This is a genomic window from Kitasatospora sp. NPDC051170, assembly GCF_044455705.1.
Taxonomy (GTDB): domain Bacteria; phylum Actinomycetota; class Actinomycetes; order Streptomycetales; family Streptomycetaceae; genus Kitasatospora.
In genome coordinates this window covers 670,451-686,916 of sequence record NZ_JBITFA010000002.1, presented here as the reverse complement: position 1 = coordinate 686,916, position 16,466 = coordinate 670,451, and the positions used below count along the sequence as shown (strand labels likewise).

Annotated in this window: 12 protein-coding genes; 10 read left to right on the top strand and 2 right to left on the bottom strand. The window is 71.4% G+C overall.

The features are described 5' to 3' along the window. Positions 1-21: 21 nt before the first annotated feature. The 6 genes from ACIBCA_RS06670 to ACIBCA_RS06645 all read left to right on the top strand — a co-directional run bounded on the left by ACIBCA_RS06670 (position 22) and on the right by ACIBCA_RS06645 (position 9,921). The gene (locus tag ACIBCA_RS06670; protein WP_396281714.1) at positions 22-1,158 is read left to right on the top strand and encodes an ATP-binding protein; all 1,137 of its coding nucleotides are present in this window, start codon (positions 22-24) and stop codon (positions 1,156-1,158) included. Positions 1,159-1,485: 327 nt separating this feature from the next. Further along, a complete protein-coding gene (locus ACIBCA_RS06665) occupies positions 1,486-5,238 on the top strand; it encodes a multifunctional oxoglutarate decarboxylase/oxoglutarate dehydrogenase thiamine pyrophosphate-binding subunit/dihydrolipoyllysine-residue succinyltransferase subunit (protein ID WP_396281713.1) in 3,753 nt (1,250 codons plus the stop codon). A gap of 235 nt (positions 5,239-5,473) precedes the next feature. Beyond that, positions 5,474-7,504 carry a protein kinase gene (locus ACIBCA_RS06660; protein ID WP_396281712.1) on the top strand — a complete coding sequence of 677 codons (2,031 nt, stop codon included), beginning with the start codon at positions 5,474-5,476 and terminating at the stop codon, positions 7,502-7,504. A gap of 32 nt (positions 7,505-7,536) precedes the next feature. Continuing rightward, positions 7,537-7,716, top strand: coding sequence for a DUF6104 family protein (locus ACIBCA_RS06655; RefSeq protein ID WP_030235677.1), 180 nt, complete (start codon positions 7,537-7,539; stop codon positions 7,714-7,716). Between the two features lie 215 nt (positions 7,717-7,931). Next, on the top strand, positions 7,932-8,846 hold the full coding sequence (locus ACIBCA_RS06650; RefSeq protein WP_396281711.1) for a DUF4097 family beta strand repeat-containing protein: 915 nt from the start codon (positions 7,932-7,934) through the stop codon (positions 8,844-8,846). Between the two features lies 1 nt (position 8,847). After that, positions 8,848-9,921 carry a PadR family transcriptional regulator gene (locus tag ACIBCA_RS06645; RefSeq protein WP_396281710.1) on the top strand — a complete coding sequence of 358 codons (1,074 nt, stop codon included), beginning with the start codon at positions 8,848-8,850 and terminating at the stop codon, positions 9,919-9,921. Positions 9,922-10,001: 80 nt separating this feature from the next. On the opposite strand, the gene ACIBCA_RS06640 is transcribed toward ACIBCA_RS06645, so the two are convergent. Both ACIBCA_RS06640 and ACIBCA_RS06635 read right to left on the bottom strand, forming a co-directional pair. Continuing rightward, positions 10,002-10,964, bottom strand: a complete 963-nt coding sequence (locus ACIBCA_RS06640) for a zinc-binding dehydrogenase (RefSeq protein ID WP_396281709.1) — start codon at positions 10,962-10,964, stop codon at positions 10,002-10,004. An 83-nt stretch (positions 10,965-11,047) separates the two neighbouring features. Next, the gene (locus ACIBCA_RS06635; protein ID WP_396281708.1) at positions 11,048-12,244 is read right to left on the bottom strand and encodes an NADP-dependent malic enzyme; all 1,197 of its coding nucleotides are present in this window, start codon (positions 12,242-12,244) and stop codon (positions 11,048-11,050) included. 752 nt (positions 12,245-12,996) lie between these two features. Here ACIBCA_RS06635 and ACIBCA_RS06630 point away from each other — a divergent pair. The 4 genes from ACIBCA_RS06630 to ACIBCA_RS06615 all read left to right on the top strand — a co-directional run bounded on the left by ACIBCA_RS06630 (position 12,997) and on the right by ACIBCA_RS06615 (position 16,443). Continuing rightward, complete coding sequence (locus tag ACIBCA_RS06630) at positions 12,997-13,932, top strand: ABC transporter substrate-binding protein (protein ID WP_396281707.1); 936 nt, start codon at positions 12,997-12,999, stop codon at positions 13,930-13,932. Between the two features lie 100 nt (positions 13,933-14,032). Next, positions 14,033-14,941 carry an amino acid ABC transporter permease gene (locus tag ACIBCA_RS06625; protein ID WP_396281706.1) on the top strand — a complete coding sequence of 303 codons (909 nt, stop codon included), beginning with the start codon at positions 14,033-14,035 and terminating at the stop codon, positions 14,939-14,941. After that, positions 14,938-15,744, top strand: coding sequence for an amino acid ABC transporter ATP-binding protein (locus tag ACIBCA_RS06620; RefSeq protein ID WP_396281705.1), 807 nt, complete (start codon positions 14,938-14,940; stop codon positions 15,742-15,744). The genes ACIBCA_RS06625 and ACIBCA_RS06620 overlap by 4 nt, the downstream gene beginning before the upstream one ends. A gap of 111 nt (positions 15,745-15,855) precedes the next feature. After that, complete coding sequence (locus tag ACIBCA_RS06615) at positions 15,856-16,443, top strand: CGNR zinc finger domain-containing protein (protein ID WP_396281704.1); 588 nt, start codon at positions 15,856-15,858, stop codon at positions 16,441-16,443. Positions 16,444-16,466: the final 23 nt, after the last annotated feature.

Here is a 16,466-nt window from a genome sequence, read left to right as displayed (position 1 = left end):
CGGGGCCCGCTCGGGGGACCCATGACCTTTCCACAGCAACGCGACGGGGACGCCGAGACCGCGCGTCCGCAGACCCTCGCCTCCCGCGCCGCCCGCCGGGTCTGGGCCGACATCCGGCCGCTCGACCCGGTCCGCTCGATCAAGGGCAAACTCGCCCTGCTGGTGATCGTCTCCGTCTTCCTGGCCACCGGGATGGTGGTCGTGGCGATCCGGTCCGAGACCCAGATCCGGATCATCATGGTCTTCTCCATGATCGCCTCGCTGCTGTTCATGCAGTTCCTCGCGCACGGGCTGACCTCCCCCCTGCGCGAGATGACGGCCGCCGCCCGCGCGATGGCCTCCGGCGACTACAGCCGCCGGGTCGAGGTCGGCTCCCGCGACGAGATCGGCGAGCTGGCCGTCACCTTCAACGCGATGGCCGCCGACCTGCAGGCGGCCGACCAACACCGGCGCGAGCTGGTCGCCAACGTCTCCCACGAGCTGCGCACGCCCATCGCCGCGCTGCGCGCCGTCCTGGAGAACGTGGTGGACGGCGTCGTCCAGCCGAACCCGGCCACCCTGGAGGCGGCCCTGGAGCAGACCGAGCGGCTCGGCCGCCTGGTCACCCACCTGCTGGACCTCTCCAAGATCGACGACGGCGTGGTCGACCTGGACGCCCGCCCCTTCGAGGTGCGCGAGTTCCTGGACGGCGTGCTGCGCGGCGTCACCGTGGACGGCGCGACGGCCGGCGGGGCCTTCTCCCGCCGGGGCGACGTCCGCCTCGCCCTGGAGGTCAGCCCGAGCGGCCTGACGGGCGTGGCGGACACCGAGCGCCTGCACCAGGTGGTCGCCAACCTGGTCGACAACGCCTGCAAGCACTCCCCCTCCGGCGGCACCGTCACCGTGCGCGCCCGTCCCGACGACGAGGACGGCGGCCTGCTGCTGGAGGTCGAGGACGAGGGCCCCGGGATCCCGCCCGCGGACCGCAACCGGGTCTTCGAGCGGTTCAGCCGCAGCGGCACCGCGACGGCCGCCGGCCCGGCCGCGGACGGCGGTACCGGGCTGGGCCTCGCGATCGCCCGCTGGGCGGTGGACCTGCACGGCGGGCGGATCGCGGTGGCCGAGTCCCCCCGCGGCTGCCGGATCGAGGTCCGGCTCCCGGGACAGCGACAGGCTTGACCCTTGGGTGACCCGGGAGTGACCCAAGGGTGATCGGTTCATCACACCGGTCATTTGTCACAGAACCGACACAGTGATCGCCGAAGATCGCGTACGTCCCCAAGCGGAGAAATGTCTGGATTAGGACTGTTTTGACCGCTGGCGAAGGCCGATCAGTTCCCCTCAGATACGGCTTCCTAACGCACTTTTTCAGCCAAAGTGCAGGTCAGGACTGTGATCTGGGCGACGCCTGGGGCCCGAAGACTGCGCGATCACTGGTCAGGGGCGTAGCCTTAATCCCCGCTGTCCAAACATCCCAAAAGGAAGCGGAAGAGGGCGGTTGCCGCCGTGTCGCCACAGTCCCAAGAAACCCCCAACAGCTCGGCAAGCTCCACGGGCTTCGGCCCCAATGAGTGGCTCGTCGACGAGATCTACCAGCAGTACCTCCAGGACCCGAACTCGGTCGACCGAGCCTGGTGGGACTTTTTCGCCGACTACAAGCCCGGTACCGAGGTGACCCCAGTGACCCAGGCCGCGACCCCGGTCGGCACCACGCCGACCCCCGCCGCCGCCCCCGCGCCCGCCGCTGCTGCTCCGGCCGCACCCGCCCCCGCCGCGCCGGCCGTCCCGGCCCCGGTGGCGGCCCCGGCCCCCGCCGCACCGCTCGCCGCAGCCCCCGCCGCGCCCCCGGCGCCGAAGGCCGCCGCCCCGGCCGCGCCCGCCGTCGCCGCCCCGGCCGGCCCCGAGCTGGTCCAGCTGCGCGGCCCGGCGAAGGCCGTCGCCACCAACATGGACGCCTCGCTGGAGGTGCCGACCGCGACCTCGGTCCGCGCCGTCCCGGCGAAGCTGTTGATCGACAACCGCATCGTCATCAACAACCACCTGCAGCGCGCCCGCGGTGGCAAGGTCTCCTTCACCCACCTGATCGGCTACGCCCTGGTCCAGGCCATCAAGGCCTCGCCGGGCATGAACCACAGCTACAAGGTGGAGGACGGCAAGTCCTACCTGGTCAAGCCGGAGCACATCAACCTCGGCCTGGCCATCGACCTGGTCAAGCCCAACGGCGACCGCCAGCTCGTCGTCGCGGCCATCAAGAAGGCCGAGACGCTCGACTTCTTCGGCTTCTGGCAGGCGTACGAGGACATCGTCCGCCGGGCTCGCGCCAACAAGCTGACCATGGACGACTTCACCGGCGTCACGGTCTCGCTGACCAACCCCGGCGGCATCGGCACCGTGCACTCCGTGCCGCGCCTGATGCAGAACCAGGGCACCATCGTCGGCGTCGGCGCCATGGAGTACCCGGCCGAGTTCCAGGGCTCCGCCCCGGAGACCCTCTCCCGCCTGGGCGTCTCCAAGATCATGACGCTGACCTCGACCTACGACCACCGCGTCATCCAGGGCGCGGCCTCGGGCGAGTTCCTGCGCGAGATCCACCGCCTGCTGCTCGGCGAGAACGGCTTCTACGACGAGATCTTCGAGTCTCTGCGGATCCCGTACGAGCCGGTCCGCTGGGCCACCGACGTCGCCACCACCCACGACGACGAGGTCAACAAGACCGCCCGCGTCATGGAGCTCATCCACGCGTACCGCGTGCGCGGCCACCTGATGGCCGACACCGACCCGCTGGAGTACAAGCAGCGCAAGCACCCCGACCTGGACGTCGTCCAGCACGGCCTCACCCTGTGGGACCTGGAGCGCGAGTTCGCGGTCGGCGGCTTCGGCGGCCAGAAGATGATGAAGCTCCGCGACATCCTCGGCCTGCTGCGCAACACGTACTGCCGCACCGTCGGCATCGAGTACATGCACATCCAGGACCCGAAGCAGCGCAAGTGGCTGCAGGAGCGCCTGGAGAAGCCGTACACCAAGCCCGAGCGCGAGGAGCAGCTGCGCATCCTGCGCCGCCTGAACTCCGCCGAGGCGTTCGAGACCTTCCTGCAGACCAAGTACGTCGGGCAGAAGCGGTTCTCCCTGGAGGGCGGCGAGTCCCTCATCCCGCTGCTGGACGCCACGATCGACGCCGCCGCCGAGCACCGCCTCGACGAGGCCGTCATCGGCATGGCCCACCGCGGCCGCCTGAACGTGCTGGCCAACATCGTCGGCAAGCCGTACGGCAAGATCTTCGGCGAGTTCGAGGGCAACCTCGACCCGAAGTCCATGCACGGCTCCGGCGACGTCAAGTACCACCTGGGCGCCGAGGGCACCTTCACGGGCCTGGACGGCGAGACCATCAAGGTCTCCCTCGCCGCGAACCCCTCCCACCTGGAGACGGTCGACCCGGTCGTCGAGGGCATCGTCCGCGCCAAGCAGGACGTCCTGGACCAGGGCGGCACCACCTTCCCGGTGCTCCCGATCCAGGTCCACGGCGACGCGGCCTTCGCCGGCCAGGGCGTCGTCGCGGAGACCCTGAACATGTCGCAGCTGCGGGGCTACCGCACCGGCGGCACGATCCACCTCGTGGTCAACAACCAGGTCGGCTTCACCGCCGCCCCGGCGTCCTCGCGCTCGTCGATGTACTGCACCGACGTGGCCCGCATGATCGAGGCGCCGATCTTCCACGTGAACGGCGACGACCCGGAGGCCGTGGTCCGCGTCGCGCGGCTCGCCTTCGAGTTCCGGCAGGAGTTCCACAAGGACGTCGTCATCGACCTCATCTGCTACCGCCGCCGCGGTCACAACGAGGCCGACAACCCGTCGTTCACCCAGCCGCTGATGTACGACCTGATCGACAAGAAGCGCTCGGTGCGCAAGCTGTACACCGAGGGCCTGATCGGTCGCGGCGACATCACCATGGAAGAGGCGGAGCAGGCGCTCCAGGACTTCCAGGGCCAGCTGGAGAAGGTCTTCGCCGAGGTCCGCGACGCGGCCCAGGCTCCGGCCGACGCCACCGCCGCCCGCCCGGTCGCCGACTTCCCGGTCTCCATCCAGACCGGCATCTCCCAGGAGATGGTCAAGCGGATCGCCGCCTCGCAGGTCAACCACCCGGACTGGCTGACCGTCCACCCGCGTCTGCTGCCGCAGCTGCAGCGCCGCGCCGCCTCGGTCGAGGACAACACCATCGACTGGGCGACCGGCGAGGCCCTCGCCATCGGCTCGCTGCTCATGGAGGGCCACCCGGTCCGCCTGGCCGGCCAGGACAGCCGCCGCGGCACCTTCGGCCAGCGGCACGCCGTCCTGATCGACCGCAAGACCGGCGAGGACTACACCCCGCTGCAGTACCTCACCGAGGACCAGGCCCGCTTCACCGTCTACGACAGCCTGCTGTCGGAGTACGCGGCCATGGGCTTCGAGTACGGCTACTCGCTGACCCGCCCGAACGCGCTGGTCATGTGGGAGGCGCAGTTCGGCGACTTCGTCAACGGCGCGCAGACCATGGTGGACGAGTACATCGCCTCCGCCGAGCAGAAGTGGGGCCAGCACTCCGGCGTCACCCTGCTGCTGCCGCACGGCTACGAGGGCCAGGGCCCGGACCACTCGTCCGCCCGCCCGGAGCGCTTCCTCCAGCTGTGCGCGCAGGACAACATGACGGTCGCCATGCCGACCCTGCCGTCGAACTACTTCCACCTGCTGCGCTGGCAGGCGCACAACCCGCACCACAAGCCGCTCATCGTCTTCACCCCGAAGTCGATGCTGCGCCTGAAGGCCGCGGCGAGTGCGACCGAGGAGTTCCTGTCGGGCTCGTTCCGCCCGGTCATCGGTGACACCACCGTCGACCCGGCGCAGGTCCGCAAGGTCGTCATCACCTCCGGCAAGTTCTACTACGACCTGGCGGCGGCCCGGACCGAGCGCGGCGTCACCGACACCGCCATCGTCCGCATGGAGCGGCTCTACCCGCTCCCGGTCGCCGAGCTCCAGGAGGAGCTGGCCCGCTACGGCGAGAACGTCCAGTTCGTCTGGGCCCAGGAGGAGCCGGCCAACCAGGGTGCCTGGCCGTTCATCGCGATGAACCTGGTCGACCACCTCCAGGTCGTCGTCGGCCGCACCGGCGGCGACGCCCGTCTGCGCCGCGTGGCCCGTACGGCCTCCTCGGCCCCGGCGGTCGGCTCGGCCAAGCGCCACGGCGCCGAGCAGGCGGCCCTGGTGGACGAGGTGTTCGCCCTCTGACGACGGCCCCCGCGCCGACGTTCCGACGCCCGCGGCCCCCGCCCTCCCGACCTGGGAGGACGGGGGCCGCGGGCGTTCGCAGTTCACGGTTGTGCAACCGATGCGCATCACCGCTGCACGCCCCGCTGACGGATCGATAGGTTATGCCTCGCCATGTCGGCCGCCCGGCGTACCGTCTTCGCGCCAGCGGCGGCCCGGCCGTACGACCTCACCGCTCTCAGGGGGACCTCACCACATGACCGCCGACACTCCCCGGGATGCCAGCAAGCTCCCGCCGGTCTTCCAGCCTCTGCTCCCCGACGACCCCCGCGAGGTGGGGGGCTACCGGCTGTACGCCCGGCTCGGCGCCGGCGGCATGGGCCGGGTCTACCTCTCGTACACGCCCGGCGGGCGCCCGGTCGCGCTCAAGGTGGTGCGCCCCGAGTTCGCGGAGGACGGCGAGTTCCGCCGCCGCTTCGCCCAGGAGGTCAGCAGCGCCCAGCGCATCCACGGCCTCTACACCGCGCAGGTGATCGACTCCGGCGGCCTGGACTCCGACGCCCCCTGGCTGGTCACCGCGTACGTCCCCGGTCCCTCCCTCCAGCAGGTGGTGCGCGAGCACGGCGCCCTGCCGGTGCGCACCGTGCTGCTGCTCATGGGCGGCATCGCCGAGGCGCTCCAGGCGATCCACAGCGTGGAGGTCGTGCACCGCGACCTCAAGCCGGCCAACGTCCTGGTCGCCGGGGACGGCCCCCGGGTCATCGACTTCGGCATCGCCCGGGCCGCCGACGCCACCGCCCTGACCGGCACCGGCTACCGGATCGGCTCCCCCTCCTTCATGGCCCCCGAGCAGGCCCAGGGCCGGGCCGTCACCCCGGCCACCGACGTGTTCGCCCTCGGCGCCCTGGCCGCGTACGTGTCCGGCGGCGTGGCGCCCTTCGGCGACGGCCCGGACACCGCGGTGCTCTACCGCGTCGTGCACGAGGAGGCCGACCTCACCGGCGTCCCCGAGGACCTGCGGGAGCTGATCCAGCGCTGCCTGGCGAAGTCCCCCGAGGACCGGCCGACGCCGGCCGAGATCATCGGCGTCGCCCGCAACCACCCGGAGGTCGGCGGGCAGCTGCGCTTCGGGGAGGACTGGCTGCCGCGCCAGGTCAACACCGAGATCACCCGCCGCTCGGACCTGCCGAAGACCCCGCCCACCCCCGTGCTGGCCGCCCCGGTCGTCCCGGCCGCGCCCGCCGTGCCCCCGGCCGCCCCCGTCACTCCCCCGCCGCCGGCCACCGCGCCGACCCAGCCGCTCCACCAGACCCACCAGACCCACCCCGCCACCGCGGCCGTCCCGCCCCCGCCGCAGCAGCCCGTCACCCCGCCGCCCGGCTTCGCGCCGCCCGCGCTGGGCGCGTACGGCCCGCCGCAGCCCGTCACCGAGGCGCCCACCGCGCCGGTGCCGTCCGCCCCGCCGACCATGCAGCTGCGCGCCGAGCCCCCGACCTTCGACACCCCGCCGCCCGGCCCGGTGGTCACCTCCGCCCCGCAGCCCGAGAAGAAGGAGCCGGAGCCCGCGAAGAAGAAGGGCGGGGTCTCCTGGAAGGTGCTGCTCGTCGTCGCCCTGGTGATGGCGATCGGCGGCACCGCCGGCGGCGTCGCCCTGATGAAGAAGCTGGACGACGGCAAGAAGGACAGCGGCTCCTCCGCCCAGGCCCCCTCGACGACCCCCGCGGCCAACCCGCCGGCGCCGACCGGGGGCGACGCCTCCCCGAGCTCGGGCCCCGTCTCCAACGCGCCGGCGACGGCCGCGCCCTCGAAGAGCCCCCGGAGCACCGTCTCCGCGCCCTCCCGGCCGACCGGCTACACCCCTGCGCTCAGCAAGGTCTCCCTCGCCATCCCCGGGGCGAACGACTCCAGTGACGCCTACCGGATCGACCTGGAGTCGGGCAAGGTCGTCCCCCGGCAGACCAAGCTGAAGTGGGGCTTCGGCGTCGGCAAGAAGGACTGCTGCGGCGGCAAGGCCGACACCTTCTACGGCTTCGGCGACGACGCCTCCGACTTCGCGCTGATCACCGACGCCACGGTCACCCCCGAGCAGTGCCAGACGGCGATCGACTCCCGGCCCGACACCGACCTGAGCTTCAACCGCGTCACCGCGGGACGGCTGCTCTGCATCCGGGACCGGGTCACCCGCAACATCTCGGTCGCGGCCATCGACTCCGTCGACACCACCTCCGGGGGCGTCACGGTGACGGTGAGCACCTGGCGGGCGAACGACCAGCCCGGTCTATCCTGACCAGGTCAATCCCCATCGGACCGGAGCGAACCGTGTACTTCACCGACCGCGGCATCGAGGAGCTGGAGAGCCGGCGCGGCGACGAGGAGGTCACCTTCGAGTGGCTGGCCGAGCGCCTGCGCGAGTTCGTCGACCTCAACCCGGACTTCGAGATCCCGGTCGAGCGGCTGGCCACCTGGCTGGCCCGCCTCGACGACGAGGACGACGAGTGACCTGAGGAGATGCCGTTGAGGGCCCCCGGAGGCGACCGCCTCCGGGGGCCCTCGCGTTCTCCCGTAGGGGTCGCGTCCGTGGTCGCGTCCGGGTCGTGTCCGGGTCGCGTCCGGGACGGTCTCCGGGGCGGAACCGCTTGCTTTTCCCGGCACGCGATATATCGTCTTTGGAAGAGAACGCGATACATCGCGATCCTGGACGGGAGGCGGCAGAGATGAACCAGTGGACGGTCGAGGGGCCCGAGAGGATCACCGTCGACGAGGCGATCCGGGCGCTGCACGTGCGCGTCATCGACGGCACGGTCAACGTCGTGGCCGCCGAGGGCCCGGCGCGCCTGGAGGTCACCGAACTGCGCGGCGAGCCGCTGCACGTGACGCTGGTGGACGGCGTGCTGACCGTGACGTACAAGGACCTCAACAGCTGGGGGGACTTCGGCAACGTCCTCAAGTCGATGGACTCGGTCAAGACCTGGTTCTCGGCCCTGCGCAACAAGCGGGTCGTCGGCGTCACCGTCACCGTCCCGGCCTCCACCGAGGTCAAGGTCGGCACCGTCTCCGCCGGCACCACCGTCTCCGGGTTCGCGGAGCACGTCTCGGTGCAGAGCCTCAGCGGCGACGCCACCCTGGTCGGCCTGAACGGCAGGACGGACGCCAACACCGTCAGCGGTGACGTGGACGCCCAGTCGGTGGCCGGCCAGCTCAAGGTCAACACCGCCTCCGGCCGGCTGACCGTGGTCGCCGGGACCGCCGACCGCGTCCAGGTGAACTCGGTGACCGGTGCCGTCACCCTGGACCTCGACGTCGCGGCCGAGACGGATGTCAAGGTCACCACCGTCAGCGGCGCGGTCGCCATCCGCATCCCCTCCCTGGCCGACGCCAAGGTCGAGGCCGGCTCCACCAGCGGCGACATCACCAGCACCTTCGAGCAGCTCAAGATCGCCGGCAACTGGGGCGCCAAGCGACTGTCCGGCCAGCTCGGCGAGGGCCGAGGCAGCCTCAACGTCACCACCGTCTCCGGCGCCGTGACGGTCCTGCGCCGCCCCGAGAGCGAGGAGGAGGCCCCGGTGCGCGAGCTCCCCGGCCCGAGCCTCGACAAGCCGGCCGGCCCCGACTTCACCAAGGAGGCGTGAGATGACCCCCGTCTTCGGCCACGGCCGGCTCCGGCTCTACCTGCTCAAGCTCCTCGAGGAGTCCCCCCGGCACGGCTACGAGGTGATCCGCCTGCTGGAGGAGCGCTTCCAGGGCCTGTACGCGCCCTCCGCCGGCACGGTGTACCCGCGCCTGGCCAAGCTGGAGCAGGAGGGCCTGGTCAGCCACAGCACCGAGGGCGGCCGCAAGGTCTACCGGCTCACCGACGCCGGCCGGGCCGAACTCGAAGCCCGCCGGGGCGAGTTGGACGAGCTGGAGCGGGAGATCCACGACTCGGTGGCGCAGCTGGCCGGGGCGATCCGCGAGGACGTCAGGGACAGCGCCAAGAACCTGCGCGAGGAGCTGTGGCGAGCCGCCGGCCAGGCGCCGAAGCCGGAGCGCTCCGCGGGCGGCGACCCGTGGTCGGGCCCCTGGGGCGACAACGAGTCCTGGCAGCGCGCCAAGGAGGAGTTCGCCCAGTTCAAGCGGCAGGCCTCGGAGCAGGCCAAGCGGGCCCGCGAGCAGGAGAAGGCCGCCAAGGCCAAGGCGAAGGCCGCCGAGGCGGAGGCCCGCCGGCTGCGCGAGGAGGCCAAGGCTTCGCGCGCGGCGGCGCAGCAGGAGGCCCTGCGGATCAAGCGCCGGGTCGAGCAGCAGGTGCGCGAGCACGCCGCCAAGGGCGACTGGCCGACCGGGCTGGCCGAGGGCCTGTCCGAGCTGACCAAGGGCCTGGCCGGGCTGGCCGACGCGGCCCGCTGGGGCCACCCGGCGGGCGAGGAACCCTCGCCGCCGAGCCCGCCGTCCCCGCCGTCCCCACCGTCCGCACCCACGGGTGAGCGGATCACCGTCACCCGGGTCGATCTGGACAAGGACGCGGCCGCCGAGCCCGTCGACCTGCCGGCCTGGGCGCACACCGACCCCTCCGGGGACCCGGCCCGCGAGCTGGAGCGGCTGCTCGACCGCTTCCGCGACCAGGTCCGCGACGCGGCCCGCGACGGCGGGGTCGACGCCGACCGGCTGACCGCGGCCCGCACGGTGCTGGGCACGGCCGGCGAGCGGCTGCGGCGGCTGCTGGGCTGACAGGCTGACAGGCTGACAGGCCACACCGTACGGACGGACGGTCCGGTGCCTCCGGGGGGAGGCACCGGACCGTCTCCCGCTTACGGGTTCAGCACGATCTTGCCGAAGAGGTCCCCGGCGGCGAGCCGGGCGAAGCCGTCCCGGGCCCCGGCCAGCGGCAGCACGCTGTCGATCACCGGCCGCACCCCGGAGGTGGCGCACAGGGAGAGCAGCCCGGCCAGCTCCTCCTTGGAGCCCATCGTCGAGCCGACCACCTTGAGCTCCAGGAAGAAGATCCGGTTCAGCTCGGTGGCGCTCGGGTTGGCGCCGGAGGTCGCACCCGAGATGACGATCGTGCCGCCCGGGCGCAGCGACTTCACCGAGTGCGACCAGGTCGCGGCGCCGACGGTCTCCATCACCGCGTCCACCCGCTCGGGCAGCCGGGCGCCGCTCTCGAACACCGCGTCGGCGCCGAGACCCAGGGCCCGCTCCCGCTTGGCGCCGTCCCGTCCGGTGACCCAGACCCGTAGGCCCGCCGCCTTGCCGAGGACCACCAGCGCGGTCGAGACCCCGCCGCCGGCGCCCTGCACCAGCACGGTGTCGCCGGGCTTGACCCCGGCGTTGGTGAACAGCATCCGGTAGGCCGTCAGCCAGGCGGTGGGCAGGCAGGCGGCCTGCTCGAAGCTCAGCTCGGCGGGCTTGGGCAGCAGGTTCCAGGTGGGCACGGCCACCTTCTGGGCGAAGGTGCCCTGGTAGCGCTCGGTCAGGATGGAGCGCGGCTCGGCCGGGCCCACCCCGTGGCCGCTCTGGCCGATCACGGAGTGGATGACGACCTCGTTGCCGTCCTCGTCGATCCCGGCGGCGTCGCAGCCGAGGATCATCGGCAGCCGCTCGGCGGGCAGACCGACCCCGCGCAGCGACCAGAGGTCGTGGTGGTTGAGGCTGGCGGCCCGGACGGTGACCACGCTCCAGCCCGGACGGGCCTGCGGCTCGGGCAACTCCCCGAGCTCCAGCCCGCTTAGCGGATCGTCGGTGTCGATGCGTGCGGCGTAGGCGGCGAACATGCCCCGGACGTTAGCCCGGTACGGCCGAGGCCGGGAAGCACGCGAACATGTGACGCGTGTCCCGGCCTCGGAGGGTCGAACCCTTACGCCCGGGCGACGCCCTCCGCGCGGGCGGCCTCGGCGACGGCCTTGGTCACCGCCGGGGCGACCCGCTCGTCGAAGGGCGAGGGGATGACCTTCTGCGGGGTCAGCTCGTCGGCCACCACGCCGGCCAGCGCCTTGGCGGCGGCCAGCTTCATGCCCTCGGTGATCCGGGAGGCCCGCACCTGGAGGGCGCCCGCGAAGATGCCGGGGAAGGCCAGCACGTTGTTGATCTGGTTCGGGAAGTCGCTGCGCCCGGTGGCGACGACCGCCGCGTACTTGTGCGCGACCTCGGGGTGGATCTCCGGGTTGGGGTTGGCCATCGCGAAGATGAACGCGCCCTCGGCCATGGTCGCCACGGCCTCCTCCGCAACGGTGCCGCCGGAGACGCCGATGAAGACGTCGGCGCCCTTCAGCGCCTCGGCCAGGCTGCCCTTGAGGCCCGTGCGGTTGGTCCGCCCGGCGATCTCGGCCTTGACGTCGGTCAGGTCGCCGCGGCCCTCGTACACCACGCCCTTGCGGTCGCACACCGCGACGTCGCCGATCCCGGCGGCCACCAGCATCTTGGCGATGGCGATGCCGGCCGCGCCGGCGCCGGAGATGACGGCCCGCAGCGAGCCGATCTCGCGGCCGGTCACCTTGGCCGCGTTCCACAGGGCGGCGGTGGTGACGATCGCGGTGCCGTGCTGGTCGTCGTGGAAGATCGGGATGTCCAGGGCCTCCTGGAGCCGGCGCTCGATCTCGAAGCAGCGCGGAGCGGAGATGTCCTCCAGGTTGACGCCGCCGAAGGAGGGCGCCATCCGCACCACGGTCTCGACGATCTCGTCGACCCCGGTGCAGGCCAGCGCGATCGGCACCGCGTCCACGCCGCCGAACTGCTTGAACAGGATGGCCTTGCCCTCCATCACGGGCAGCGAGGCCTCGGGGCCGATGTCGCCCAGGCCCAGCACGGCGGTGCCGTCGGTGACCACCGCGACGACGTTGGACTTCCAGGTGTAGTCGTTGACCAGCTCCGGCTGCTCGGCGATGGCCGTGCAGACCCGGGCGACACCGGGGGTGTAGGCGAGGGACAGGTCGTCCGCGTCGCGCACCGGGACGGTCGACCGGATCTCCATCTTGCCGCCGCGGTGAAGCGCGAACACGGCGTCGACCGGATCGTCGGTGTCCTGGGTGCTGCTGTGGATGATCTCCGCTGCCACGATGACCTCTTCGTCATTGTTCTGGCGAGGTGCGCGGCCGACGGACTGGGCGACCCGTCCGGGAAACCGGAAACCGGGTACGCGAAAGCGGTACCCGGGGGCGGGGTCGGGGCGCAGCCGCCGGGCGGCGCCCTCGGATGAGGGTTATGGGGTCTGTTGGACTGATGAGTGCTTCCGGGCCGAGCGTAGGTCGGACGAAGGCATCGCACCTATGCCTTTTCGTCCTCGTCGCGCACTGTTCATCGCCGTGCCGTCGCGTCGGGCCAGGAGTGAACACGGACCAGGAGGAGCCGGTGCCATGGATACGGAGCCTCGTGATGACTTCCGTTCCCGGGCACCCCGAGCCTGTCGGGGCTCGTCGGTCCGGTTCGAGCGTCCGGGGGTCACCCGGGTACCGAATTCTGGCACACCCACCCCTCGCCCCGGCAGGGCGGGCGGCCCCCGGAAGCCTCCGGCGGGCCTCCGGGCCCGGACCGGAGAGGTCTGCATACTTATACGGAGGGTGACAGGTCCACGGTATTGGTCCGAATAGCGGACACTACGCGCCCTCGTTATCCGATTTTGATCTGAATAAGGGCCACCTGACCGTCCTCAGATGGCAGGATTCCCCCCATCTCGGATCGAGCCGACCACTGGTCGAGGCGGTTCCGTCAACGTCCACCTCGGCGGAGGGTGGCGGACGCAGTACCCGCAAGCCCCCTGCGCGCCCCCGCGCCCAGGCACTGCTTCTCTCCCAGGAGGAGATCCCCCTCATGACCGCCCGTACCCGCACCCGGCTCCTCGCCACCTGCGCGGTTGCCGCCTCCGTGTCCCTCGTCCTGACCGGCTGCGGCAGCAGCAAGTCCTCCTCCGGTTCCACCGCCGGCGCGGGCACCAACCCGAGCGCCACGGTCGGCGCCGTGACGGCCGACCCGAAGCTGGCCGACCTCGTCCCCGCCGACGTCAAGTCCTCGGGCAAGCTCGTGGTCGCCGCCGACGCCTCGTACGCGCCCAACGAGTTCAAGGACGAGAAGGGCAACATCGTCGGCATGGACGTCGACCTGGCCGACGCCATCGCCAAGAAGCTGGGGCTGACGGCCGACGTCCAGAACGCCGACTTCACCTCGATCATCCCGGGCATCTCGGCGAAGAAGTACCAGGCCGGCATGAGCTCCTTCACCGACACCAAGGAGCGCGAGGCGACCGTCGACATGGTCACCTACTTCACCGCCGGCTCGGCCATCGCGGTGAAGAAGGGCAACCCGGACAAGATCGACGCCAAGGACCTCTGCGGCAAGAAGGTCGCCGTCCAGACCGGCACCACCCAGGCCGACGAGATCAAGGACAAGCGCAACCCGGACTGCTCCAAGGCCGGCAAGCCGACCATCCCCAACGACGGCGACAAGTTCCCGCTGCAGACGGACGTCACCCAGGCCCTGTTCGCCGGCCGCGACCAGGCCATGATGGCCGACTCGCCGGTGATCGACTACGCCCTCAAGCAGACCAACGGCCAGCTCGAGAAGATCGGCGACACCTACGACAGCGCGCCCTACGGCGTCGTCCTGGACAAGAACTCGCCGCTCACCAAGGCCGTGCAGGGCGCCGTCCAGTCGCTGATCGCCGACGGCACCTACAAGCAGATCCTCGCCAAGTGGGGCGTCGAGGCCGGCGCGATCGACAAGTCCGAAGTCAACGCCGCCAAGAGCTGACCCTCCGCTCCACCACACCCCCTGAGGCCACTCAACTGTGAATTCTTCAGACCAGGGGCTGGCGAAGCCGGGACGGCCTGAGCCCATCAAGGCCGTCCCGGTGCGCCACCCCGGACGCTGGGCCGGAGCCCTCGTCGTCCTCGTCCTCGCGGCGATGCTGCTCCACGCCCTGATCTACAACCCCGCGTTCCAGTGGGACGTCGTCCGCGACACGATGCAGGACGAGACGATCATCGCCGGCATCGGCAAGACGCTCGAACTCACCCTGTTCGCCATGCTCATGGGCGTGGTCGGCGGTGTGCTCCTGGCGATCATGCGACTCTCGCCGAACCCGCTGCTGTCCGGGACGGCCTGGTTCTACATCTGGGTGTTCCGCGGCACCCCCGTGCTGGTCCAGCTCGTGTTCTGGAACACCCTGGGCACGCTCTGGCACACCCTCTCGGTAGGCGTCCCGTTCGGCCCGTCGTTCTGGTCCGAGGACACCAACACCCTCATCCCGACCTTCACCGCCGCGCTCCTCGGCCTCGGCCTCAACGAGGCCGCGTACATGGCGGAGATCGTCCGCGGCGGCATCCAGTCCGTCGACGAGGGCCAGAGCGAGGCCGCGCACGCGCTGGGCATGAGCCGGGCGGCCACGCTGCGCCGGATCGTCCTGCCGCAGGCGATGCGGGTGATCATCCCGCCGACCGGCAACGAGACCATCTCGATGCTGAAGACCACCTCGCTGGTCCAGGTCATCTCGCTGACCGAGCTGTTCACGGCCGGCCACGACATCTACTCGCGCACCTTCCAGACCGTCCCGGTGCTGGTCGCGGTCAGCATCTACTACCTGATCATGACCTCGATCCTCACCATCGGGCAGTACTACATCGAGCGGCACTACGCTCGTGGTGCGAACCGAACGCTGCCGCCGACACCGCTTCAGCGGGTGCGCAGGCTGTTCGCCGGAAAGCCGGCCCCGAAGGAGCACGACGTCGTCCCGGGGCTCGAGGGAGGTGGTCACGTATGACCGATCTGACCAAGACCCCTGCGGACGCCGCACCGGCCGCCGACCGGCCGATGGTCCGGGCCGAGGGCGTGCACAAGTCGTACGGCCTGGTCGAGGTGCTCAAGGGCATCGACCTGGAGGTCAGGCAGAGCGAGGTGTTCTGCCTGGTCGGGCCGTCCGGTTCCGGCAAGTCGACCTTCCTGCGGTGCATCAACCACCTCGAGAAGATAAACGGCGGCCGCCTGTGGGTGGACGGCGAACTCGTCGGCTACCGGCAGAAGGGCGACCGGCTCCACGAGCTGCGCGACCGCGAGGTCGCCCTCAAGCGGCGTGACATCGGCATGGTGTTCCAGCGCTTCAACCTGTTCCCCCACATGACGGCCGTCGAGAACGTCATGGAGGCCCCGGTCCAGGTCAAGAAGGAGAGCAAGGCCGAGGCCCGCGAGCGCGGCATGGCCCTGCTGGAGCGGGTCGGACTCGCCGACAAGGCGAAGAGCTACCCCTCGCAGCTCTCCGGCGGCCAGCAGCAGCGCGTGGCGATCGCCCGTGCGCTGGCCATGAAGCCCAAGCTGATGCTCTTCGACGAGCCCACCTCGGCGCTCGACCCGGAGCTGGTCGGCGAGGTGCTGGACGTCATGCGCGGCCTGGCCGAGGAGGGGATGACGATGATCGTCGTCACCCACGAGATGGGCTTCGCCCGCGAGGTCGGCGACGCGCTGGTGTTCATGGACGGCGGCGTGGTCGTCGAGTCCGGCAACCCCCGCGAGGTGCTCGGCAACCCGCAGCACGAGCGCACCAGGGCCTTCCTGTCCAAGGTGCTCTGAGCACGTACGATCGGCGCCCGGCAGGCGGATCCTGCCGGGCGCCGACGTTTTCCCTCTCAAGGTAATAGGCTGGATGCCGTCAGCCCGTTACCGAAACCTGGAAGGACCGCCGTGGAGCTGGCCTCGTACGCCGACCTCGCCGTTCGGCTGGTGAACACCGAGGAGCCCGAGCGCGGCACCGACACCCTGACCTCGGTGGACGCGGTGCGCGCCCTCTTCTCCGACTCCTCCCGGGCCGCCGCCCTGGCGGACGAGTCCGACGTGCCCCGGCTGCGGGCCGTGCGCACCCGGCTGCGCGGCGTCTTCGAGTCCGCCGCCGAGGGGGACGAGATCCGCTCCGTCGACCTGCTGAACAGCCTGCTGATGGAGTACCCCGTCAGCCCGCTGGTCTCCGGCCACGACTTCCTGGACGACGCCGGCCGCCCGCGCTGGCACCTGCACCTGGCCGACAACTCCCCCACCGCCACCGCCCACTTCAGCGCGGTGGCCTGCATGGGCCTGGCCGTCCACCTCACCGAGCTGGGCGCCGACCGCCTCGGCATCTGCCAGGCCGCGCCCTGCCGCAACGCCTACCTGGACACCTCGACCAACCGCTCCCGGCGCTACTGCTCCGACCGCTGCGCCACCCGCGCCAACGTGGCCGCCTACCGCGCCCGCAAGCGCCTGGAGGCCGCGGCGGCGCTCCAGGAGCAGCCCTGAGCAGCCCTGAGCAGTCCTGAGCA

Bases quoted from the DNA above. Each gene is read 5' to 3' on its own strand.
- ACIBCA_RS06620 (WP_396281705.1), top strand. From the start codon at position 14,938: ATGACCGATCTGACCAAGACCCCTGCGGACGCCGCACCGGCCGCCGAC.
- ACIBCA_RS06640 (WP_396281709.1), bottom strand. From the start codon at position 10,964: ATGTTCGCCGCCTACGCCGCACGCATCGACACCGACGATCCGCTAAGC.
- ACIBCA_RS06630 (WP_396281707.1), top strand. From the start codon at position 12,997: ATGACCGCCCGTACCCGCACCCGGCTCCTCGCCACCTGCGCGGTTGCC.
- ACIBCA_RS06650 (WP_396281711.1), top strand. From the start codon at position 7,932: ATGAACCAGTGGACGGTCGAGGGGCCCGAGAGGATCACCGTCGACGAG.
- ACIBCA_RS06660 (WP_396281712.1), top strand. From the start codon at position 5,474: ATGACCGCCGACACTCCCCGGGATGCCAGCAAGCTCCCGCCGGTCTTC.
- ACIBCA_RS06670 (WP_396281714.1), top strand. From the start codon at position 22: ATGACCTTTCCACAGCAACGCGACGGGGACGCCGAGACCGCGCGTCCG.
- ACIBCA_RS06645 (WP_396281710.1), top strand. From the start codon at position 8,848: ATGACCCCCGTCTTCGGCCACGGCCGGCTCCGGCTCTACCTGCTCAAG.